This window comes from Brevibacterium sanguinis, assembly GCF_003315415.1.
In the GTDB taxonomy this organism is placed as follows: Bacteria; Actinomycetota; Actinomycetes; order Actinomycetales; family Brevibacteriaceae; genus Brevibacterium; species Brevibacterium celere_A.
On the sequence record NZ_QNSB01000014.1, the window covers coordinates 16,747 to 38,927 of the forward strand.

The 22,181-nt window shown below is 68.1% G+C and carries 16 protein-coding genes; 8 read left to right on the forward strand and 8 right to left on the reverse strand.

The window, feature by feature from the left end; translation table 11 throughout:
• Window positions 1–12 precede the first annotated feature (12 nt).
• On the reverse strand, window positions 13–2,136 hold the full coding sequence (locus DFO65_RS15385) for a maltokinase N-terminal cap-like domain-containing protein (RefSeq protein ID WP_113905335.1): 2,124 nt from the start codon (window positions 2,134–2,136) through the stop codon (window positions 13–15).
• 177 nt (window positions 2,137–2,313) lie between these two features.
• Here DFO65_RS15385 and ilvA point away from each other — a divergent pair, with 177 nt between their 5' ends.
• Genes ilvA through DFO65_RS15410 form a run of 5 tightly spaced genes read left to right on the forward strand, consistent with a single transcriptional unit; the run spans window position 2,314 to window position 6,757 of the window.
• Window positions 2,314–3,600 carry a threonine ammonia-lyase IlvA gene (gene ilvA, locus DFO65_RS15390; RefSeq protein ID WP_245940819.1) on the forward strand — a complete coding sequence of 429 codons (1,287 nt, stop codon included), beginning with the start codon at window positions 2,314–2,316 and terminating at the stop codon, window positions 3,598–3,600.
• 59 nt (window positions 3,601–3,659) lie between these two features.
• On the forward strand, window positions 3,660–4,715 hold the full coding sequence (locus DFO65_RS15395; protein WP_113905337.1) for an NAD(P)H-quinone oxidoreductase: 1,056 nt from the start codon (window positions 3,660–3,662) through the stop codon (window positions 4,713–4,715).
• Complete coding sequence (locus DFO65_RS15400) at window positions 4,712–5,326, forward strand: proteasome activator (protein WP_281268763.1); 615 nt, start codon at window positions 4,712–4,714, stop codon at window positions 5,324–5,326. Before DFO65_RS15395 ends, DFO65_RS15400 begins: the two co-directional genes overlap by 4 nt.
• A gap of 10 nt (window positions 5,327–5,336) precedes the next feature.
• A complete protein-coding gene (locus DFO65_RS15405) occupies window positions 5,337–5,924 on the forward strand; it encodes a hypothetical protein (RefSeq protein ID WP_113905338.1) in 588 nt (195 codons plus the stop codon).
• Complete coding sequence (locus DFO65_RS15410) at window positions 5,921–6,757, forward strand: HAD family hydrolase (RefSeq protein ID WP_113905339.1); 837 nt, start codon at window positions 5,921–5,923, stop codon at window positions 6,755–6,757. Before DFO65_RS15405 ends, DFO65_RS15410 begins: the two co-directional genes overlap by 4 nt.
• A gap of 90 nt (window positions 6,758–6,847) precedes the next feature.
• Here DFO65_RS15410 and DFO65_RS15415 read toward each other — a convergent pair whose 3' ends face one another.
• Together DFO65_RS15415 and serS are read right to left on the reverse strand one after the other, a co-directional pair.
• On the reverse strand, window positions 6,848–7,699 hold the full coding sequence (locus DFO65_RS15415) for an HAD family hydrolase (RefSeq protein ID WP_113905340.1): 852 nt from the start codon (window positions 7,697–7,699) through the stop codon (window positions 6,848–6,850).
• Between the two features lie 31 nt (window positions 7,700–7,730).
• Window positions 7,731–9,017: a serine--tRNA ligase gene (gene serS, locus DFO65_RS15420; RefSeq protein WP_113905341.1), complete on the reverse strand. Its 1,287-nt coding sequence runs from the start codon at window positions 9,015–9,017 to the stop codon at window positions 7,731–7,733.
• A gap of 83 nt (window positions 9,018–9,100) precedes the next feature.
• On the opposite strand from serS, the gene DFO65_RS15425 reads away from it, so the two are divergent.
• From DFO65_RS15425 to DFO65_RS15435, 3 genes are all read left to right on the forward strand, one after another.
• The gene (locus tag DFO65_RS15425; protein ID WP_245940820.1) at window positions 9,101–10,213 is read left to right on the forward strand and encodes a diacylglycerol/lipid kinase family protein; all 1,113 of its coding nucleotides are present in this window, start codon (window positions 9,101–9,103) and stop codon (window positions 10,211–10,213) included.
• 248 nt (window positions 10,214–10,461) lie between these two features.
• Window positions 10,462–11,997, forward strand: coding sequence for a prolipoprotein diacylglyceryl transferase (locus tag DFO65_RS15430; protein WP_113905342.1), 1,536 nt, complete (start codon window positions 10,462–10,464; stop codon window positions 11,995–11,997).
• A 256-nt stretch (window positions 11,998–12,253) separates the two neighbouring features.
• Window positions 12,254–13,567 (forward strand): hypothetical protein, encoded by a 1,314-nt coding sequence (locus DFO65_RS15435; RefSeq protein WP_113905343.1) that lies wholly within the window; start codon window positions 12,254–12,256, stop codon window positions 13,565–13,567.
• A gap of 230 nt (window positions 13,568–13,797) precedes the next feature.
• On the opposite strand, the gene DFO65_RS15440 is transcribed toward DFO65_RS15435, so the two are convergent.
• The 5 genes from DFO65_RS15440 to DFO65_RS15460 form a co-directional block, all read right to left on the reverse strand.
• Complete coding sequence (locus DFO65_RS15440) at window positions 13,798–14,208, reverse strand: heat shock protein transcriptional repressor HspR (RefSeq protein WP_428844233.1); 411 nt, start codon at window positions 14,206–14,208, stop codon at window positions 13,798–13,800.
• 38 nt (window positions 14,209–14,246) lie between these two features.
• Window positions 14,247–15,242, reverse strand: a complete 996-nt coding sequence (locus DFO65_RS15445) for a DnaJ C-terminal domain-containing protein (RefSeq protein WP_113905345.1) — start codon at window positions 15,240–15,242, stop codon at window positions 14,247–14,249.
• Between the two features lie 177 nt (window positions 15,243–15,419).
• Window positions 15,420–16,124, reverse strand: a complete 705-nt coding sequence (locus DFO65_RS15450; protein WP_113905346.1) for a nucleotide exchange factor GrpE — start codon at window positions 16,122–16,124, stop codon at window positions 15,420–15,422.
• Window positions 16,124–17,992 (reverse strand): molecular chaperone DnaK, encoded by a 1,869-nt coding sequence (gene dnaK, locus DFO65_RS15455; protein ID WP_113905347.1) that lies wholly within the window; start codon window positions 17,990–17,992, stop codon window positions 16,124–16,126. Before dnaK ends, DFO65_RS15450 begins: the two co-directional genes overlap by 1 nt.
• A 301-nt stretch (window positions 17,993–18,293) precedes the next feature.
• Window positions 18,294–22,028 carry an efflux RND transporter permease subunit gene (locus DFO65_RS15460; RefSeq protein ID WP_113905391.1) on the reverse strand — a complete coding sequence of 1,245 codons (3,735 nt, stop codon included), beginning with the start codon at window positions 22,026–22,028 and terminating at the stop codon, window positions 18,294–18,296.
• Between the last annotated feature and the right edge of the window lie 153 nt (window positions 22,029–22,181).

Sequence of the window (22,181 nt, forward strand, 5' to 3'; positions counted from 1 at the left end):
ACGCGATGGGCCTCACGAGTCCTTCGCCTCTCGACCCCGGTTCGGATCATCCGCGGGATCCTTCTCCCGGCCGGGCATCGAGGCACGTCGTCCGTTCGAATCAGCGTCCCTGGGCGCGGCACCCCGGGCCGCGAAGGTCGCCGGCACTCGAGTGGAGACGACGTCGTCGTCAGGCTCGTCGTCGAGCTCGGCTTCCCCGGCCATGCCGTCGGCTTCCGCGGCCTTGCCGTCAGCGGCACCCGACGTCGACGATTCCTCTCCAGCGGGCCTGTCTGCCGACGGCTTTCCGGCGGAAGATTTCTCGTCCGAGGCCCGATCCGACGTCGATTCCGGCTCACCCTTCCCGGCGGCCGACTCCGAGTCACCCGTCGTCTCCTCGGACCGCGCATCCTCAGAGTTCGCCTCTCCGTCGTCCGGCCCGGGCACCGTCAGCTCGGCCTCGGTCGGTTCGTCGCTCGCACGGGCGGGCTTGCCCTTGAGCACCAGGGTCAGAGTGGCCAGGGGGACGGAGAGCCACGTCGGCCGGTTGCGCAGCTCCGTGACGACCTCGACGAGCAGCCGGTCGATCAGGGCCGCCCTCAGCACCGAGTCGCCGAGTCCGATGGATTCTCCGCGGGCCCGCGAGTACCCGCTGAGCAGGGAGTTCTGGACCTGGGAGGCCCAGAGGAACTCCGGGGAATCGTAGATCGCCCGCAGCGACTCCGGGCTGCTGCCGAAGCCGTTGACGACCAGACCGCCGTCATCGGAGTCCAGCTCACCGGTCCTCTGGAGGCGGGCGAACCCGGCCGCGTAGTCGACGCTGCGCAGCAGGGCGACGAGGTCGAGGGCGGGAGGCCTGGGGTCGGAGTTCGCGGAGTCGCTGAACTTCACGACGGTGTAGCCGTCCGTCGGCGAGCTCACGACGTGGTCGAGGGTGAGCTCCCCATGGATCTTCTGCAGGCTGCCGATGGTCTCCAGCGCCAGCAGCTTCGCCCGGTGCCGGCGCAGCTCGGGGACCAGGGAATCCAGGGCCAGCGGTGCTCGGCCGAGCGCCCAGTCGACGCGCTGGGTCCACTTCTCGACGAGCTGCTTCGTCGGCTCCCCGGTGCCCTCGACGATGCCGAATTCGGCGGCGAGGTCCGCGTGCAGCTCCCCGATCCTCCGGCCCATCTCCGCCGCCTGGGCGTTGTAGCCGCCGATCGACCCCGAGTCGACGGCACAGACGATGTCGACGGCTTCCCGCCATGCGGGCTCGGCCTCGACGTCGACGTGCGAGAGCAGCGCCATCGGCGCCTCCATCTCGGTGACCTCGAACATGTCGTACCAGCGGCCCGAGCTCCACCCGATGACCTCGGGAACGCTGCGCGATCCCGCCTCGGTGAGCAGCACGGGGATGGTCAGGGATGCCGGCATCCCGTTCTCGAGCACACGGAAGAAGCTGAGCTCCAGCGGTTCGTACTCGTCGTGGATGACCACGGTCGACTTGTTGGCGCCCGAGTCCGTGACCTCGATCGGACGGACGGTGATCGAGGGAGCGGGGGTGGCCAGCGCCTCCTTCGACGGCTTCGGAGGAACCACCTCGGCGACGGTGTCGAAGGGCGCGGAGAGGTCCGCGGGGTCGACGATCTCGGTCGCCCCGGGATACGGGGCGTCACCGGCGGGGATCGGTCCGGGAGGGACCTGTCCCGCAGGCGTCTGCCGGGCGCCGAGGCGGCTCCCCGCGGTCGCGTCCCGATCGTCCTCGTGTCGCAGCGACTCGGTGCTCAGCTGCCCGCCGGCGAAGACCTTGCGCTTGACGATGGCATCGGCCATGAGGTTGACGAACACGGGATCGGCGGGTCCGTCGTAGACGTAGACAGGGCCGCGGGCGAGGTCGTCGACCTGGCCGATGAGGGCGTGGCGGAGGTGGAGGTCCTCGGAACCGCGCAGGGACAGGGGGATGTTGAGGCGGCGCAGGGTGGGCCCGTCGCCCACGGAGATCACGGTGACGAGGCCGACGAAACCGCCGAGCTCCTCGGCGGGGTAGGTGAAGGCGCGGGCGACCGACATCGGGGTGATGTCGGGGTCGGTCCCGAAGTCCGCAGCGAGTTTGGGGAACCAGGGCTGCCGAGGTATCCAACCGGCTAACAGTTGTTCGAGCTCACTGCTGATGGCCATGTCGCCTCCTTGAAGGGAATACGGGCATCTTCCATCAAATCACGGTTGGGCCCTCGTGCTCATCTGCAACGCACCGCAATCAGGCACCTGTCCTCGGAGGGGCTGCCGCCTGGGATGAGGTGTCCTCATCCCGGAACGGTTTACCGGATGGCAAGACGGAGGGCGCACAATGGACATGTGTTGAAACCAGACGTGTCACCCCAGCAGCAGGCTCTCGCATCCGAGGTCGAGGCGGCCGCGCGGCGAATCGCCGACTCCGTGATCATGTCGCCCCTGCACATCTCGGAGCGGCTCTCCGCCGCCACCGGTGCGACCGTGTACCTCAAGCGCGAGGACCAGCAGCTCGTCCGCTCCTACAAGATCCGCGGCGCGTTCAACTTCATGCTCCAGCTCGACGCGGCCGAACGTGCCCGCGGAGTCGTGTGCGCCTCGGCGGGCAATCACGCCCAGGGCTTCGCGCGCGCGTGCAAGGAGCTGGACATCCAGGGCACGATCTTCGTCCCCAAGACCACGCCGAGGCAGAAGATCGACCGCGTCCGCCACTTCGGTGGGGACCGGGTGACGATCGAGATTGCCGGCTCCACGTATGATGACGCCTCCGCCCTGGCGCACCGCTTCGCCGACCGCAACGACGCCCTGCTCGTCTCCGCCTTCGACGACCTGCGCACGATCGCCGGCCAGGGCACCGTCGCCGTCGAGATCGCCCAGCAGCTCGACGTCGACCCCGACGCCATCATCGTTCCCGTCGGCGGTGGCGGGATCCTCTCGGGGGTCGCCGCCTATGCCGCCGAGCGCCTGCCGAACACCGCGGTCATCGGGGCCGAGCCTGCTGGCGCCGCCTCGATGATCGCCGCCCTGCGAGCCGGCCGGCCGATCACCCTGGAGAACATCGACCGGTTCGCCGACGGCACCGCGGTCAAGCGCGCCGGAGCGGTGACCTATGGGATCGTCTCCGAGCTCGGCGTCGACGTCCGCCCCGTCGACGAGGGCGCGGTCGCCACGGAGATGCTCGACATGTACCAGACGGACGGCATCATCGCCGAACCCTCGGGGGCGCTGGCCTCCGCGGCCATCGGTGCTCCCGGATCGGGCAAGCCGATCACCGTCGAACCCGGCTCGACCGTCGTCTGCCTGGTGTCCGGCGGCAACAACGACATCTCCCGCTATCCCGAGATCCTCGAGCGCTCGCTCGTCCACGAGGGACTCAAGCATTACTTCATCGTCGACTTCCCGCAGGAGCCCGGCGCCCTGCGCCGGTTCCTCAACGAGATCCTCGGCCCCGACGACGACATCGCCCTGTTCGAGTACGTCAAGCGCTCCGATCGGGAGACCGGCCCCGCGTTCGTCGGGATCCAGCTCGGATCCGCCGAAGACCTGCCCAACCTGCTCGAACGCATGGACGCCTCCCCGATCGAGATCGAGCGCGTGCACAAGAACTCGCCGCTGTTCCGGCTCTTCGCCTGAGCAGGATCGCGACGCCGCCGGCTGTTCGCGAAGTCAGAGCCTCCGATTAGAGTGGACACATGCGAGCAATCACGTTCTCGGCTCCCGGCGGCCCCGAGGTTCTCGAGGTCACCGATGAGCCGCAGCCAGGAACAGCCCCGGATGAAGTGCTGGTCGCCGTCCACGCGGCCGGGATCAATCGCGCTGATCTGCTCCAGCGGCAGGGGTTCTACGATCCCCCTCCCGGTGCCACCCGGATCCCCGGGCTCGAGGTCTCCGGCACCATCGCCGAGGTGGGCCCCGAGGTCACGGGGTGGAAGGTCGGCGACCGCGTCGCCGCACTGCTCACGGGCGGAGGGTACGCCGAGGCGGTCCCCGTTCCCGCCGGTCAGCTCCTGCCCGTCCCCGACTCCCTCGACCTCACCGAGGCGGCGGCGCTCCCCGAGGTCCTCGCCACCGTGCACTCGAACATCGTCGGCCGCGCCGGCATCCGCGCCGGCGAGTGGCTGCTCGTCCACGGCGGGGCCTCGGGGATCGGTACGGCCGCGATCCAGATCGCCAGGCACCTCGGCGTCCGCGTCGTCGTCACCGTCGGCTCCGAGCGCAAGGCGCAGTTCTGCCGCGACCTCGGCGCCGACGCCGTCATCAACTATCGAGACGAGGACTTCGTGGCCCGGGTGCATGAGATCTGCACCCGCGAGGACGGGTCGAGCGGTGCCGACGTCATCCTCGACATCATCGGTGCGAAGTACCTCAAGCGCAACATCGACGCCCTGGCCACGGACGGGCGGCTCGTCATCATCGGACTCCAGGGTGGGACGAAGACGGAGATCAACCTCGGCGACCTCCTCCAGCCGCGCAAGACCGTCACCGCCACGACGCTGCGGGCGCGGCCGAAGGAGCAGAAGGCCCGGATCGTCGCCGAGGTGGCCCAGCAGCTGTGGCCGGCCGTGGCCTCCGGTGACATCCGCCCGATCGTCCACGACACCCTCCCGCTGGCCGAGGCCGGCCGCGGGCACGCGGCGCTCGAGGAGGGGGCGAGCATCGGCAAGATGCTGCTCATCGTCGACGAGTCCTCCGCAGACCGCACCGCACAGCCCTCTGACGTCTCCCAGGAAGAAGGTACTCGACCATGACCGCTGATCCCCACGCATTCGGACCCGCCGACGAGAGCCGCGGCTCGACGACCTCCCAGGGCATGGGCGCCGGTCCCGCGAACGGTGAGAGCCCGGGCGGCGAGCCCACTGCCGGGCAGCCTGCGGTCGGAGAGCCCTCGACCGACGGAGACTCCTCCGCTCAGGGCGGGGAGGAGAAGGAGGAGTCCCGGGAACTCGACATCTCCTCTCCGGCGAAGGTGATGCGGATCGGCACGATGGTCAAGCAGCTGCTCGAGGAGGTCCGGAACACGGACCTCGACGAGAAGGGCCGGGAGCGGCTCGCCCAGATCCACCGCCGCTCGATCGATGAGCTCGAGGACGGACTTTCGAAGGAGCTCGTCGACGAACTCGAGCGGCTCGACCTCCCGTTCGACAGCACCGACGGCCCGCCCACGACCTCGGAGCTGCGGGTCGCCCAGGCTCAGCTGGTGGGCTGGCTGGAGGGTCTCTTCCACGGCATCCAGACGGCGATCATGGCGCAGCAGGCGATGGCCCGGCAGACCATGGCACAGTTGCCTCCCGGCGCGGTTCCCCCGGGCGCCCGACCGCAGTCCGACCGCGATGAGCGCGGCCCGGGCAACTACCTGTGATCAGGGTTCGATGACGCTCTTCTCCGATCTCAGGAAGCTCGGGCGGGGAAGTCGCGGGCCCGACCGGCGGTTCGGCACGGGGCTGTGGCGTCAGCATCACGACCGGTTCCTCCGCGCGGTGGACCGCTACTACGCGACGTCGGCGGCGATCGCCGAGGCGAGTGGCAGCTCTGCGGCAAGGGCGGGCGCCGAGACGAGTGCGAGCTCCACTGCGGGTATCAGCGCCGAGACGACCGGCAGCATCGGGGTCAGCGAGAGGATCGCCGCCGGCACGCACCGGCTCAACGACCTCGTCCCGGTCCTCGACGACATCGTGGAATGGCTGCACACCCACCACCCCGTCGACGGGCAGGTCGTCCCCGCCCAGGTGCGCAGCGTCGTCGGCGATGCGCCCGAGCTGCTGGGCCGTGCCTCGGCAAAGGTCGCCGAGGCGGTGCTCGCCGCCTCGATGGCCCGCACCGAACTCCTCGCCGGGCGTCCCGCCTCCTCGAGTGCGCAGGCGTGCGAGCGATTCATCGCGGATGCCGCGGACCTCGTGGGCCGCGTCCGGTCAGGACTGCCGGTGGGCGGCCTGCGATCCGGGCCGGACTGGCGATGACTGCTCAGCATCGGCACACGGTCGCCCTGCCCGAGCACTTCCGGCTGGGTCTCGTCGCCAGCGACATCGACGGGACCCTCCTGCTCGACTGGCAGCCGATCTCGACCACGACGATCGACGCCATCCACCGCTGCCGAACCTCGCACATCCCGTTCGTCCTCGTCACCGGCAGGCCCATCCGCTGGCTGGCCCCGATCGCCGAGCAGATCCCCGACCTCGGGCTCGTCGTCTGCCTCAACGGAGCGGTCATCTACGACATCGCCGCCTCCCGCGTCGTCGAGGCCCATACGATCGCCCATCCGGAGATCGAGGAGATCGTCGCGGCGATCACCGAGTCCCAGCCCGGGGCCCGATTCGCCTACGAGACGCTGACCGGGCTGCTCATCGACCCCGGTTTCCCCACCCGGTTCCCGCAGGACGCCGTTCTCGTCGAGGACCTCGGCATGCTGCGCGAGCGCGAGGTCGTGAAGATCCTCGTGAGCATCGGGACGAACGATTCGCAGGAGCTCCACACCCTCCTCGGGCCCGTGCTCACCCGGTCCTGCCATGCCACGTTCTCGGACCCGGTCAACGGCCTGGTCGAGCTCTCACCTGCGGGGGTCACGAAGGCGCGGACGCTTGAGCAGCTGTGCGGGCGCCTCGGCGTGGGCCGTGAGCAGGTGATGGCGTTCGGCGACATGCCCAACGACATCGAGATGCTCACCTGGGCCGGACACGGAGTGGCCGTCGGCAACGCCCTCGACTCGGTCAAGGAGTCAGCGGACGCCGTCGCCGAGGCGGTCGAGGCCGAGGGCGTGGCTCGTTACCTCGGTGCGGTGCTCGACCGACTCTGACGCGTGGGCCGGGCCGGTCGGCGAGGGTTCGGCTCCCCAGCCGCGCGGGCACCGGTGAGACGCCGGCTCCGCTGAGACGGCGAGCGTCCTCTACGTCTCCGTCGTGTCGATGGATCCTGTGCCGTCGAGCAGACCGGAATCGAGGTCGAAGTAATCGATGAGTTCCCGGGCCAGTCCGTCGTCGGCGACGCTCGGCGCCACCACGGTCCCGAGCTCCTTGAGCTCTTCCTTCGCCTGGCCCATGACGATCGAGTGGTGGGCCCACCCGAGCATCTCCCTGTCGTTGAGCCCATCGCCGGCCGCGACGGTGAGTTCATGGTCGATGCCGAGCTCGGCTTCGACGAGTTCGAGGGCACTGGCCTTCGACACCCCATCCGGGGCGATGTCGAGCCAATTGCTCCATCCGATGGAATAGCTGACCTCGTGGAGACCGAGGCGGTCGACCGCCTCGGCGAACTCCTCCGCGCTGCCGTTGACCTCGCGCATGACGATGCGGGTGGCGCGCTTCTCCAGGAGCTCGTCGAAGCTGACGATGTCGAGGGTGTCGGACTCGGCGAGCTCACCGGGTGGGAAGTCGCCCGAGGCCCAGCGGTGCAGATCGGGATCCTCGACGAGGAACAGCGCCGTGGGCAGGGCCTCGTGCATCCGCTGGAGGGCGTCCTTCGGATCGAACGACACGACGTGGTGCATCTCCCAGCCGTTCTCCAGCTCGGGGTCGAGGCGGACGACGACCGAACCGTTCGAGCACACGACGAACCCCGTGGTCAGGTCCAGAGCACGGACGACCTCCATGGCTCCCGGCAGGGCACGCCCGGTGGACACGACGAGGTGGTGCCCGGCGGCGCCGAGCTCGCTGAGGACCTGGTGGGTCGACGCTGACATCCTGCCGTCGTAGTCGACGACGGTGCCGTCGACGTCGAGCGCGATGAGGTGTGAGGGCAATATTCCTCCTTGCAAGGGGATGAACGGGGCGTCAGCGCTCGAAGCGGGGACCTTCGGGTCCCTGAGCCACCATTCCGCCGAGGTAGGGGCGCAGTGCCTGAGGAACCGTGACCGAGCCGTCGGCCTGCTGATGGTTCTCGAGGATCGGCACCAGCCACCGGGTGTTCGCCATCGTTCCGTTGAGTGTGGCCACGGGACGCGTGGCCCCATTGCGGCGTTCGCGGATCTGGAGGCGTCGGGCCTGGAAGGTCGTGCAGTTCGACGTCGAGGTCAGTTCGCGGTAGGTGCCCTGAGTCGGCACCCATGCCTCGCAGTCGTACTTGCGGGCCGCGGAGTCGCCGAGGTCGCCGGCAGCCGTGTCGATGACGCGGTAGGGCAGCTCGCACAGCTGCAGCATCTTCTCCTGCAGAGCGAGCATCCGGTCGTGCTCGGCCTCGGCCTGCTCGACCTGGACGTAGGAGAACATCTCCACCTTCTGGAACTGGTGGACGCGGATGATCCCGCGAGTGTCCTTGCCGTAGGAGCCGGCCTCGCGGCGGTAGCACGAGGAGATCCCGGCGTAGCGCAGCGGACCGTCCTCGAGGTCGAGGATCTCGTCCATATGGTAGCCGGCCAGGGGCACCTCGGAGGTGCCGACGAGGAACAGGTCGTCGGCCTCGAGGCGGTACACCTCGTCGGCGTGCTCGCCGAGGAACCCGGTGCCGCGCATGACCTCGGGCTTGACGAGGGTCGGGGTGATGGTGGGGCTGAATCCCGCGCCCTCGGCGACGTCGCGGGCGAGGTTGAGCAGGGCCATCTCGAGCTTGGCACCGAACCCGGTCAGGTAGTGGAAGCGTGCGCCGGAGACCTTGGTGCCGCGCTGAGTGTCGATGGCGCCGAGCTTCTCCCCGATCTCCAGGTGGTCGAGCGGCTCGAAGCCGTCGGGGCCGAAGTCGCGGGGTTTGCCGACGGTCTTGAGGGTGACGAAGTTCTCCTCACCGCCTGAGGGGATCCCCTCGATGATGAGGTTCGGCAGCTTCGAGACGAGTGATTCGAACGCGAACGTCGCCTCGTCGGATTCGGCCTGCAACGCCTTGACCCGGGCCGACTTCTCCTTGCCCTGGGCGATGAGTGCGGGCTTGTCCTCCTTCGCGGCCGTGGCGATCTGCGAGGAGAAGGACTTCTGCTCGGCGCGCGCGTCCTCGTACGCCGTGATGGCGGAACGGCGCGCGGTGTCGGCGGCGAGGATCTCGTCGACGAGGCCGACGGATGCTCCACGGGCCTCCTGCGACGCCTTGAACAGGTCCGGGTTTTCTCTCAACAGCGCTAGATCGATCACTCTGACAGCTTAACGGCCCGGGCATCGATTTCGATATTCGCATGCTGGACGAGGAGGGGCGCGCGGCAGAGTAAGTTGTGAGCATGAACTTTGAGTTGGGCATAGTGGGCTGGCTGATCGTCGGCGCCGTCCTCGTTCTGGCGCTCCTGTCCTCCTTCCTCCTCGGCGCCAGGGTGGGCGCCCGCCGCATCCAGCGTCGCTCTCGCGAACTCGTGCGGACGGCGGAGTCCACCGCCGAGGCGAACCCAACACACCGGTACCGTGCGGCACTCATCATCAATCCCACGAAGACCGACGCCGGGCAGCTGGCCTCCACCGCCGAGGCGATCTGCCGTTACGAGGGATGGGCCCCGCCGCTGGTGCTGGAGACGACAATCGAGGATTCGGGGCGAGCGGCCGCCACCGCCGCTCTCGACGAAGGAGTCGACGTCGTCATCGCCGCCGGCGGCGACGGCACGGTCCGTGCGGTCGCCGGGGCTCTGACCGGCACCTCGACGCCGATGGGCATCGTTCCGCTGGGCACGGGCAACCTGCTCGCCCGCAACATCGACCTCGTCCTCGACAAGACCGAATGGGCGCTGCGGATCGCGCTGTGGGGCCGGAACCGGTCGATCGACGTCGGCCAGGCGCAGATCGCCGAGGACGGCGATACGCACGTATTCACCGTCATGACCGGCCTGGGGTTCGACGCCGCGGTCATGGCCGACACCAGCTCCGAGCTCAAGACGAAGCTAGGCTGGCTCGCCTATGTCGAGGCCGGCTCCCGCAAGCTGGTCGGCAAGCCCAGCCACGTGAAGATCACCTTCGACGACGACTACCGGATCTCGGCCCGGGTCCGCTCGGTCCTCGGCGGCAACTGCGGACGGCTCCAGGGCGGAATCCAGCTCCTGCCCGATGCCGTCATCGACGACGGTCTGCTCGACGTCCTCATCGTCAGCCCGAAGAACCTGGGCCAGTGGGTCGGCGTCGTCGCCTCGGTGATCGGGGGCAAGGCGTCGAAGGGGCTGCACACCGAGAGCCGGAAATGCCAGAAGGTCGTCATCGAGACCCACGAGGAGGTCGACGTCCAGTTCGACGGCGATCCCGTGGGCCGCTCCACCTACCTTGCGATGCAGGTGCTGCCCTCGGCACTGCGAGTGCGCGTCCCGACCACCGAGCAGCGCAAGCAGATCCGGGCGGGCGCCTGGCCCGTCTGAGAGATCGGCAGTCCGGCGGCGAGAAGCTTGGGGTCAATGCGCCTGGTGGCGAGAAGTCTTTGTCACGAGAATGTCACGGTCGCCGAATTCCCTTGATCAAAGCGTTACTGCAAACTACGTGAACAAAACGCACTTAAATGCCGACCCTTCATTTCCGACCCTAGGATGACTTCCATCTGAGTTGGCTGACACTTCGCTGGATGCCCTGGAACGCGTCTCCGACTCCCGTGCAGAAGGAAGGCACCACCATGAAGAAGCTGCTTCTCGCTCCAGCAGTCGCCCTGGCGTTCGCCGGGCTGGCAGCCGCTCCGGCCGTCGCCGCTGAGCCCACCGACTCCCAGAGCACCGAGGCGACGACTACGTCGGCAAATGATGCTTCCCAGACCAAGGATTCAGCCGAGCCGGCGGGCGGAGAGAAGGCGGGAGGCGAGTCCGCCAAGGACTCGGCGGAGGAGGGGAACTCGTCGACTCCGACGTCCGAGCCTCCGAAGGAGACCGAGAAGCCGAAGCCGGCGAAGAGGTCCCCTGCTGAAGGGCCCGACGATGGCGGTTCAAAGGCAGCAGGGTCCGGCGAGGACACTGCGGACAAGGGTGCTGAAGCCAATGAGGACGGGGCGAATGACGAGAAGAAAGGAACGCAGGACGTAAAGCCTATTGGCGTTTCACTTCAGGTCTCCCCCGGCGAGATCACCGCCGAGAACCTTGCCGACCCGGCGAAGGGCGTCACTGTCACCGTCAAGGGCGTGCTCAAGGACGACACGGTCACCAACTCCCTCACGGGTGAGTCCGAAACGGTCGAATCCGACGGGTCGGCCACGATCCGACTCCGCCACAGCGCCACCGCTGCCGAGATCGAGGCCGGAGCCGTTGATTTCACAGTGACAGTGGAAAGAGACAATGCCTCGCCGGATACAGCCGAAGGAACCATCAACCTCGTCGAAGAGGACGATGATGCCGACAAGCTCAACGCGAGCCTCACCGTCGTTCCCGAAGAGATCACCGCAGCCGACCTCGCGAACAAGGACAAGGGATTCGAGATCACCGTCGATGGTCTCAGGCCCGGTGACACGGTTGAGGATTCCCTGACGCCCGACGAGCCGGAGACGGTCGACGGCACCTCGTACTCCACGCGGATCTTCTACGACGGGGACGCCTCGCAGATCGAGCCCGGGCCCATCGACTTCACCGTCACCGTCGTCCGCGGCGAGGGCGAGGACAGGCAGGAACAGGTCCTCAAGGGCACGATCACGGTCGTCGGGCCCAAGGATGACGACAAGAACGACGAGCCGAAGGACGACGGCAAGGACGACTTCGAGGCTCCCGCCGAGGCGAGCCTGTCCGTGACGCCGAAGTCGATCGAGGCCGCCGACTTCGTCAACTCGAAGAAGGGCGTCACCCTCACCGTGACGGACTGCGAGGCCGGGGCCGACGTCCACTTCATGATCAGCCCCAAGGGAATCGACGTCACCGCGTATGAGAACACGGAGACGGCGGACGACGAAGGCACCGCCTCGGTCGTCGTGTTCGGCACGACCAGCGACGAGTCGGCCTATGTCGGCGACTATGTTGTCACTGCCACCTGCGGCGGCGACACGATGAAGGATTCGTTCTCCGTCACCGGAGGTGCTCGCAGCGGCGGAGGCGACGACAACGGGTACCTGCCCCGCACCGGCACCGACCTCGGCGGACTCACCGCGGGCGCGATCCTGCTCCTCGTCGGTGGTGCGGCGGTCGCGCTGACGGGACGCAGGAAGTCTGCCGGGCAGTCCCCGACGGACATCTGAGCAACTCCCACTCGAAAGGCGAGGAGGCCGGGAACTCACGAGAGTTCCCGGCCTCCTCGCGCTCCATCGCAGCGAGAACGGGACGCATCGCACAGCCTCGAACGGTGCATGGGTCGTGAAATGCGGACAACAGGCGGACTTGTTTCTCTACAACGCGCGATGTGAACTTAATGATCACAAGTAGGAAACATTCTCGGGCGGAAATAGAGTCAGCATGTCGCTCACCCAGCACTCTGGATCCCCGAAAGGACCGTGAATGAAGAAGCTCGCTCTCGCCCCGGCAGTCGCCCTGGCGATCACCGGCCTCGCCGCCGCCCCCGTCTTCGCTGCCGAGGCACCCACCGTTCGCACTGCGGAAGCCACCCAGGCTCAGAACCAGACGCAGGAACCCGCATTCGATATCTCCCCGACGAAGATCTCGCTCGCCAAGTACGCCGAAGAGGGCGTTCTCTACAGCGGAACCGGGCTGGAAGCCGGTTCCACCTACACCATCGTCGACACTCCGACCTCAGGCCAGGACGTCAAGCCCTACAGCACCGAGGTCACCGTCGAAGCCGACGGCACGTTCGCTCTTTCCATCAACTCGCAGGGCAACACCAGTGACGCGTTCCTCGGTTCTTACCGAGGGGAGATCAAGGACGCCGAAGGCAACGTCGTCCATGAAGCCACTTACGAGATCGTCGCCGACGAGACCGAGACCCCGGACCCCAAGGTCGACCCGAAGGTGACCCTCGCAGAAACCGAGCTCACCGTGGCCGAGTTCACCGAGAACGGGATCACGTTCTCCGGTGAGGGATTCACCCCCAACGGGCAGGCCGCAGTCGGACTGCAGAGCCCCAACACCGTCGTGGCCGGCGCCCAGGTCGTCGCCGACGAGAACGGCAACATCGAGGGAGTCATCAAGCCCGAAGAGGGCGCCGAACTCGCTCCGGGAACCTACCCGGTGACGGCCTTCGACTCCACGACCGAGACCAACGTCGAAGTCGGCGAGGTCACCCTCACCGAGGAGGCCGAGGAGACCGAACCGCCGACCGAGGATCCGACCGAGACCCCGGCCGCCGAGGCCTCGCTGACCGTGAGCCCTGAGAAGATCGAAGCCGCTGACTTCGTCAACAAGGACAAGGGCGTCGTCCTCTCCGTCGAGAACTGCGAGCCCGGCGAGGACGTCAACTTCGTCGTCAACCCCGAGGGCAACTCGAATGTGACGGCCTACGAGAACACCGTCCAGGCCGACGATGAGGGCAAGGCCAATGTCAGCGTCTACGGCACCTCGACCTCGGACCCCGAGGCCTACATCGGCGACTACGACGTCACCGTGACCTGTGGTGACGACGAGCTCACCGGCGCATTCTCCGTCACTGACGGAGCCAATGGCGGCGGCAGCGACGACGATGGCAACGACGACAACGGGAACGGCGGTGACGACAACGGCAACGGCGGCGCAGAACTGCCCCGCACCGGTGCCGAGCTCACCGGACTCGCCGCCGGAGTCACCCTGCTCATCGTCGGCGGTGCAGCCGTGACGATGACCATGCGTCGCCGGAAGGCCACGTCGCCGACGGAGTTCTGAGCCGCCTCGGCGAGGCTCCTGAGCGCGCACCGATGAGCGATCGCCCATGAGCGCGCATCACTGAGCGCACAGCAGGGAGCGGCCGGCGACCTACCGCCGCATACGACGTAGCCCCCAGCCTCGGCTGGGGGCTACGTCGTACCACGGAAGAAACTAGGTACCCGGAAGATGCGGCTCACCGAGGCACAGGTGCCACCCAGGGCACAGGTGTTACCCAGGGCTTCGCTGTGTCACCGGAAGAAGCTGTTGTAGAGCACGAGGGCTCCGGACTCCGGTTTCATCTGCGGTCGGCGTCCGCGGGAGATCGACACGACGTCGCCGCGGGTGCCCGCGGCGAACACCCGGGCCTCACGTTCCTTTGCCGACATCCGCGAGTTCAGCTCCGCCTCGAGCTCCTCATTGCGGCTCTTCAGCGCGTCCACCTGGTTCTGCAGTTCGAGGATCTTCTTGATCCCCACCAGGTTGACGCCCTCGTCCTGGGAGAGCTGCTGGATCATCCGCAGCTTGGCGATGTCCTTACCGGAGTACCGCCTGCCTCTGCCGGGTGTCCGCTCCGGGGTGACGAGACCCAGCCGGTCGTACTGACGCAGAGTCTGCGGATGCATACCGGCCAGTTCCGCCGCCACCGAGATGACGTACACCGCGGCACTCGATGAGATGTGCACTGTGCTTCACCGCCTCAGTTCGCTTTCGCCTTGTCGAGCAGTCCCGCTCGCGGGTCCTCGCCCTGCGTCGCCGCCCGGAAGGACTCGACCGCCGCCTTGGCCTCCTTCGTGAGATTGCGCGGGACCACGATCTGGACGGTCACCAGCAGATCACCGGTTCCCGTCTTCGTCTTCACGCCCTTGCCGCGCACCCTCAGGGTCCGCCCCGAGGGAGTGCCCGCCGGGATCTTCACCGTCACCGGCATGCCGCCGAGTGTCGGCACCTTGACCTCAGCGCCGAGCGCCGCCTCGTCGAAGCTGACCGGAAGCTCCACCCGCAGGTTGTCGCCGTCACGCGTGAACACCGGGTGCGGCTTGACGTGGACGGTGAGGATGACGTCTCCGTTCTCCCCGCCATTCGGGCTGGCCTTGCCCTTGCCCGCCAGCCTGATTTTCTGCCCGTCCTTGACCCCGATCGGGGTGCGCACGGTCAGCGGTTTCCCGCCGGGCATGTTGAGCTTGACGGACGCGCCGTTGATCGCCTCGGTGAACGACAGCGTGGTGCTCGACTTGATGTCGCCGCCGCGCACCGGCGGGGAGTACCCGCCGTAGCCGCCCCCGTATCCACCGCCGAAACCGCCGAGGAGGTCGGCGAGATCCGGCGGGACATCGGTGCTCGTGCGGGTGCGGGTCCGCGCCCGACCTCCTCCGAAGAGGTCGGAGAAGACGTCCTCGAATCCGCCCGCGCCGCCGGGTCCGCCGGAGCCGGCGGTGAACCGCGGTCCCTTGCCCATCGCACGCACCTGGTCGTACTGCTCGCGCGACTCCTTGTCGGACAGCACCTGATGGGCCTGCCCGATCTCCTTGAACTTGGCCTCGGCCGCGGCGTCACCCGGGTTCGCATCAGGGTGGTACTTGCGTGCGAGCTTCCGATAGGCCTTCTTGATCTCGGCATCGGTCGCGTCCTTGGAGACGCCGAGGGTCTTGTAGAAGTCCTTCTCGAACCAATCATTCTGAGGTCCGGTATTCACCTGGCACCTCCTTCCTTCCCAATCCTGACGCTGAGGCCAGTGCTGACTTCGTCATCGTATTCACTTGTCCTCCACGTTCCGCATCCCCGAGACGGTCTGTCTCGGGAATCCGGACCGTCGCCGAGGCGGTCCCCACGGTTGCTGTGACCGCGGCACCGCCTCGGCGAGGTCATCGGCTCAGTCCTCCGGCTGCTGGACGCCGACGCGGGCCGCGCGGATGATGCGGTCGCCGAAGCGGTAGCCCGGCTGCATCACCATGAACACGGTCGGCCCGTCGACCTCGTCCGACGGCTGCTGCATGAGAGCCTCGTGCAGGGTCGGGTCGAATGCGTCCCCGACCTCGCCGTACTGTTCCACGCCGATCTTCTGCAGCGACTCGAGCAGTTTGTTGACGTGGGTCTCGAAGGGTCCGGTGACGTCGCCGTTCTCACGTGCGAGGCGGATCTCGTCGAGCACGGGGATCAGGGCCTCGACGACCTTGATCGAGCCGCCGGCGGCAGCCCGCTCGCGTTCGCGGTCGGCCCGCATCCGGTAGGCGGCGTACTCGGCGTTGATCCGCTTGAGATCGGCGAGGTAGCCGGCGGCCTCGGAACCCGGCGCGGGCTCCTCGGAAGCGGCGCCCTCCTCGCTCGGTGCCTGAGTGTCCTCCAGGCCCGAGGCGTCGGCCGGGATCTCGACCCCGAGGTCGCTGGCATCGGCCACCGACTCCCCGGCGGGCTCGCCGGCCGTCGGGCTCTCGGGGCTTCCGGCGGCATCCTCCGTGCCGGCCGGCTGTCCCTCGGCCTCCGGACGCACCTCACCGGTCTCCGGATCGACCCGTCGCTTGTCGCTGAAGGTGAAGCGCGGTTCCTCGGACGACTGATCGTTGCCCTCGGTGCTCATCACTTCTTCTCCTCGTCCTCATCCACAACCTCGGCGTCGACGACGTCGTCATCGGCACCTGTGCTCGCAGAGGCATCGGCTCCGGCGTCACCGGCGGCGGCACCCTCGGGAGCCTGCTGCTGGCTGTAGATGGCTTCGCCGATCTTCTGCTGGTTGGCCACGAGCTTGTCGTAGGCCGACTTCACAGCGTCGTCGTCCTCGCCCTTGAGCGCTTCCTTGAGGGCATCGACGTCCGAGGTGATCTCGGTCTTGACGTCCTCGGGCAGCTTGTCCTCGTTCTCGGAGATGAGCTTCTCGGTCTGGTAGGCGAGGTTCTCGGCGTTGTTGCGGACCTCGGCTGCCTCGCGGCGCTTCTTGTCCTCCTCGGCGTGCTCCTCGGCCTCACGGACCATGCGCTCGATGTCCTCCTTGGGCAGGGCGGACCCGCCGGTGATGGTCATCGACTGCTCCTTGCCGGTGCCCTTGTCGGTGGCCGAGACGTGGACGATGCCGTTGGCGTCGATGTCGAAGGCGACCTCGATCTGCGGCACTCCGCGCGGAGCCGGAGCGATGCCGGTCAGCTCGAAGGTGCCGAGGTTCTTGTTGTCACGAGTGAACTCGCGCTCGCCCTGGAAGACCTGGATCGACACGGAGGGCTGGTTGTCCTCGGCGGTGGTGAAGGTCTCCGAGCGCTTGGTCGGGATCGGGGTGTTGCGCTCGATGAGCTTCGTCATCACGCCACCCTTGGTCTCGAGGCCCAGCGACAGCGGGGTGACGTCGATGAGGAGGACGTCCTTGCGCTCGCCCATGAGGACACCGGCCTGGACGGCCGCGCCGATCGCGACGACCTCATCGGGGTTGACGCCCTTGTTGGGCTCCTTGCCGCCGGTGAGCTCCTTGACGACCTCGGTCACGGCGGGCATGCGGGTCGAACCGCCGACGAGGACGACGTGGTCGATGTCGGAGACCGACACGCCGGCGTCCTTCATCACGGCGTGGAACGGCGCCTTGGTGCGCTCGAGGAGGTCCTTCGTCAGGTCCTCGAACTTCGCCCGGGTCAGGGTCTGGTCGAGGTGGATGGGTCCGTTCTCGCTCATCGACAGGTACTGCAGCGAGATATTGGTGCTCGTCGCCGAGGACAGCTCCTTCTTCGCCTGCTCCGCGGCCTCCTTGAGGCGCTGCAGAGCGGTCGAGTCCTTGCTCAGGTCGACGCCGTAGCCGTTCTTCACCTCACCGACCAGCCAGTCGACGATGCGCTGATCCCAGTCGTCACCGCCGAGGCGGTTGTCGCCGGAGGTGGCGCGCACCTGAATGGTGGAGAAGTCGTCCTCGTCCTTGCCGACTTCGAGCAGCGAGACGTCGAAGGTGCCGCCACCGAGGTCGAACACGAGGATGAGCTCGTCTTCCTTGCCCCGCTCGAGGCCGTAGGCCAGGGCCGCGGCGGTGGGCTCGTTGATGATGCGCTGGACGTTGAGGCCGGCGATCTCACCGGCGTCCTTCGTGGCCTGGCGCTCCGCGTCGTTGAAGTAGGCGGGGACGGTGATGACGGCGTCGGTGACCTTCTCCTGGAGGTACTCCTCGGCGTCGTGCTTGAGCTTCTGCAGGATGCGGGCCGAGATCTCGGGGGCCGAGAGGGTCTTGCCGCCGATCTCGGTCGTCCAGTCGGTGCCCATGTGGCGCTTGACGGAAGCGACAGTGTTCTTGACGTTGGTGACGGCCTGGCGCTTGGCGATCTCGCCGACCAGGGAGTCCCCGTTCTTGTTGACGGCGACGACGGACGGGGTGGTGCGACCGCCTTCGGCGTTGGCGATGACCTTCGGGTCTCCACCCTCGAGGACTGCGACGACGGAGTTCGTGGTTCCGAGGTCGATTCCAACAGCACGTGCCATAACGTTCTCTCCTTAGCTCGTTGAGTCTGCCCGACTCAGTATTCTCTTCGCATCCGAGGCCGTCAAACCCGACCTCATGAAACTTGCGTACACCAGACTCAACTTTGGACACGAGAGGTTTATTCCGAATGTCGGAAAGTTTCTCGCGGGCGAGATTCGGCGTGGCCGGGGGCGAGCGGGTGCGATTGTCAGGGAGCTAAAGGTCGAATCCGTTGCCGGAATTCGACCTTTAGCTCCCTGGAAATCTCTGCGGCCGGGAATCGGGCCGGGCGCGGCCCAGTGGGTCAGCTCTCCCCTCGGCTCAGTGGGCCGCCCTGCCGGTGGCGCCCGGCTCACCCGCGGCGCCCGGCTCACCGGCGGCGTCCGCCTCGCCGGCGGCCCGCGCCTCGGCGGTCGCTCCCACCTCGGCGGCTTCGGCCGCGACCGCGGCGTCACGCTCGGCCCGCTTCGCCGCACGCTTCTCCTCACGGCGCAGCGCGCGCCGTTCCTTGCGCCGCTCGACGAGGAGGTAGAGGGCGGGGACGAGGATCAGGGTGAGCAGGGTCGAGGACGTCAGACCGCCGATGACGACGATGGCCAGCGGCTGGGAGATGAACACGCCTCCCCCGGTGAGGCCGAATGCCATCGGCAGCAGGGCGAACACGGTCGCGGCGGCGGTCATGAGGATCGGCCGCAGCCGCAGCCGGGTGCCGTGGACGATCGAGTCCATGAGCCCCAGGCCCTGCTCGCGCAGCTTGTTGATGAGGTCGATGAGCACGATCGCGTTCGTCACGACGATGCCGATGAGCATGAGCAGGCCGATGAGGGCCGGGATGCCCAAGGGCGTGTTCGTGAGCACGAGCAGGAGCACGGCACCGGTCGCGGCGAACGGGATCGACACGAGCAGGATCAGCGGCTGGACGAAGCTGCGGAACGTGGCGATCATGACGAGGAGGACGAGCACGATCGCGACGAGCATCGCCATCCCGAGCTGGGCGAAGGACTCCGCCTGCTCGGCACTGGCACCGCCGACGGCGAAGCTCACCCCGTCGGGCAGGTCCATGCTCGCGGTGAGCTGCTGCGCCTCGGCGGAGACGGTGCTCAGCTGCCCCTCGGCGGGAGTCGCGAACACGGTGACCTGGCGACTGCCGTCCTCGCGGGTGATCGTGGCCGGAGTCTCCGCCTCGTCGACCTCGGCGATCTCCTCGACCCGGACGGGGCTGCCCTTGAGGTCCGGGATCGCCTTCTGCTCGTCGGCGAGCTGCTCCTCCTCCGCGCTGTTCTGCCGCTGCTCCTCCTGCGCGGTGAGCAGATCGTCGATCGCCTCGTCGGCGTCGCGCAGACCCTTCTCCGCGGCCTCGACGCCCTCCTCGGCCTGGTCGATCTGCTCCTGGCGCATCTCGGCGGGGTCGGGAGCCGGTCCGGGATCGCGGACCTCGCGCAGCGCCTCCCGTGCGTCCTCGAGCTGCTCGGCCGCGGAGTCACGGGCCTCGCGAGCCGAGCGCAGCTGCTCGGCCGCGTCGTCCTCGGCCTTGCGCTTCGCCTCCTCGGTACGGGCCTCCGTCCTCTCCTCGACTCGGTCGGTGGCCTCCTCCTGCGCCTGCCTGGTCTGCGCCTCGGTGACGGGCAGCTCGAGGGACCGGATCTCGTCCGGGGTCGCATCGGGGTGGGTCGGGGCGATCATGATGTCGCGCTCCTGCCCCTCGAGAGTCACCGTCCCCGCGGGCGCGCCGTGGAGCGCGGCGGAGATCGCCTGACCGACCTCGGCCTGGCTGTACCCCTCGTCGGCGGCCTTCTCCCGGTCGACGTCGACCTTGATGATCGGCTGATCGGCGGCGAGGTCGTTGCGCGCGTTCGTCACGCCCGGAGCCTCGGCCATCCGCGCGGTCACGGCGTCGGCTGCCTCCGAGAGCGCGGCGAGATCGGTGCCGGTCAGCTTCACCTCGACGTCCTCGCTGAGCCCGCCGCCGGCGTCCATGACGTTGACATCGCCGACCTCGTCGCCGAGGTCCTCGATCTGTTCGCGGATCCGCGCCGAGGCGGCCGCGGTGTCGGAGCCGTCGCGCAGGGTGATGTTGAAGGAGTTCTCCGCACCGGATTCGGGTCCGTTGACGGTCGTCGAGAAGGTCTCGACGTCGGGATCGTCGGCAAGCACTCCCTCGACCTTCTTCGCCGCCTCGTCGCTGGTCGTCAGCGAGGCACCCGCGGGCATCGTCTGCGCGGCGTAGAGCGAGTTCTGGCTCTGCCCGCCGAGGAGGTCGGTCCGCAGGAACGAGGTGAGCATCATCGTGACGAGCAGGACGACCACGGACAGCGCGACCGTGCGCCAGGGGTGTCGCAGCGCGGTGAGGATGGCCGGCATGCTCCGCTGCTGCAGCCGGTCGATCCTGCCTGCGGCCTCACCGTCGCGGGCCGGGGTGATCGGGGAGTCGACGATGGCGGCCGGCAGCGGGGACTTCCCCTTGGCCTCGCGCTTCGCGTTCCTCTTCTCGATCTTCGACTGCCGCCGGTCGGCCCGCCGGATCGCGCGGGCGCGCTGCCGGGCGATCCACCTGTCGTAGCTCGCGTCGGTGGCCGCCTGCCGCTTGGGCGAGAGCGGTTTCGGGGAGTTCCGGAGGAACCAGTAGCTGAAGACGGGAACGATCGTCAGGGCGACGAGAAGCGAGGCGAGCAGCGCCAGCGTCACGGTCACGGAGAACGGGCGGAAGAGCTGGCCGGCGATCCCGTCGACGAAGGCGATCGGCAGGAACACCGCGACCGTCGTCAGGGTCGAGGCGGTGATCGCGCCGGCGACCTGGCGGACGGAGGCGACGATGTCGGAGATCGTGAGCTCGGCGGTGCCCTGCCTGCGCCGGATGTTCTCGATGACGACGATCGAGTCGTCGACGACGCGGCCGACGGCGATCGTCAGGGCGCCGAGGGTGAGGATGTTGAGCGTGTACTCCCCGACCCACAGCCCGATCATGGCGATGAGCAGCGACATCGGGATCGAGATCGCCGCGACGACGGTCGAGCGGAACGAGCCGAGGAACGCGAGGATGACGAGGACGGCGAAGAACAGTCCGAGCCCGCCTTCGACGGACAGGTCGTGGATCGACTGCTCGATCTCGGGCGCCTGGTCGAAGATCGTCGAGAACGCGATGTCGTCACCGAGCTCCTCACCCTTCGTCTCGAGCACCTCGGCGACGCCGTGGGAGACCTCGACGACGTTGTCGTCCTGGCCCTTGGTCACCGAGATCGTCACCGAGTCCCGGCCGTCGGCACGCGACAGGGTCGTCTGCCGGACGGTCTCGAGCTCGACGTCGGCGACCTCGTCGAGCCGGACCGTGCCGTCGGTCGTCCGCAGCGGGGTCGCGGCGATGAGGTCGATCGCGTCCACCTCGGTGCCGACCTCGACCGCCAGGGACCTGTCCCCCGACGCGCTCTGGCCGGCGGGGGTGACGGTGCCGGCGGCCTCGAGCTCTTCGGGCACGGAGGCGGCGACGACGTTCTTCTCCTCCATGTCGTCCGGGCGCAGGGAGATGCTCACCTGCTGCTCCCGTTGGCCCGCGAGCTCGACCTCGGCCACCCCGTCGACGGCCTGGAGCTCGGGGACGAGGCTCTTCTCGAGCAGGTCGCTCAGCTGCTGACCGTCCCCGCCGCCGGAGACGGCGAACATGACCACGGGGACGTCGTCGAGCTGCTGGGAGAGGACCTCCACCTCGGCACCCTCGGGGAGGTTCGCCTTCGCGGCATCGACGGCGGAGCGGACCGTGTCGGTCATCTTCTCCGCGTCCTCACCGAACGGCCAGGTCACCGAGGCGGTCATCATCCCCGCCGAGGTGGTGGTCGTCACGGTCTCGAGATCGGCGACGCCGTCGAGCGCGGTCTCGAGCGGAGTGGTCACGGTCTCCTCGACCACCTCGGGGGAGGCTCCGGGCACGGTCGCCTGGACCATCGTGCCGGGGTTCTCGACCGACGGGATCGTCTCCTGGTTGAGGGAGGTGGTCGCGACGACGCCGAAGACGGCGATCACGAGCGTGAGCAGGCCGACGATCAGTCGGTTCTTCAGGCTCATCCGGGTGATGAGGGACAAGGCGCTTCCTTCGGGTTCAGGGGTGGACGGGGCTCGAGAGGGCATGACGGAGGTCGCTGGGGCCGGTTGCGGCCCGTCTCAGTCTTCCAGCTGAGGCGATCCCGGACGTCCCCCCTCAGGTGTCATTCCGCCTCC

What these genes read in the sequence shown, in the direction of transcription:
- DFO65_RS15460 (WP_113905391.1), bottom strand. Translation starts at nt 22,028, where the DNA reads ATGAGCCTGAAGAACCGACTGATCGTCGGCCTGCTCACGCTCGTGATC.
- DFO65_RS15410 (WP_113905339.1), top strand. Translation starts at nt 5,921, where the DNA reads ATGACTGCTCAGCATCGGCACACGGTCGCCCTGCCCGAGCACTTCCGG.
- dnaK (WP_113905347.1), bottom strand. Translation starts at nt 17,992, where the DNA reads ATGGCACGTGCTGTTGGAATCGACCTCGGAACCACGAACTCCGTCGTC.
- DFO65_RS15425 (WP_245940820.1), top strand. Translation starts at nt 9,101, where the DNA reads ATGAACTTTGAGTTGGGCATAGTGGGCTGGCTGATCGTCGGCGCCGTC.
- DFO65_RS15400 (WP_281268763.1), top strand. Translation starts at nt 4,712, where the DNA reads ATGACCGCTGATCCCCACGCATTCGGACCCGCCGACGAGAGCCGCGGC.
- DFO65_RS15430 (WP_113905342.1), top strand. Translation starts at nt 10,462, where the DNA reads ATGAAGAAGCTGCTTCTCGCTCCAGCAGTCGCCCTGGCGTTCGCCGGG.
- DFO65_RS15405 (WP_113905338.1), top strand. Translation starts at nt 5,337, where the DNA reads ATGACGCTCTTCTCCGATCTCAGGAAGCTCGGGCGGGGAAGTCGCGGG.
- DFO65_RS15395 (WP_113905337.1), top strand. Translation starts at nt 3,660, where the DNA reads ATGCGAGCAATCACGTTCTCGGCTCCCGGCGGCCCCGAGGTTCTCGAG.
- DFO65_RS15385 (WP_113905335.1), bottom strand. Translation starts at nt 2,136, where the DNA reads ATGGCCATCAGCAGTGAGCTCGAACAACTGTTAGCCGGTTGGATACCT.
- DFO65_RS15435 (WP_113905343.1), top strand. Translation starts at nt 12,254, where the DNA reads ATGAAGAAGCTCGCTCTCGCCCCGGCAGTCGCCCTGGCGATCACCGGC.
- DFO65_RS15450 (WP_113905346.1), bottom strand. Translation starts at nt 16,124, where the DNA reads ATGAGCACCGAGGGCAACGATCAGTCGTCCGAGGAACCGCGCTTCACC.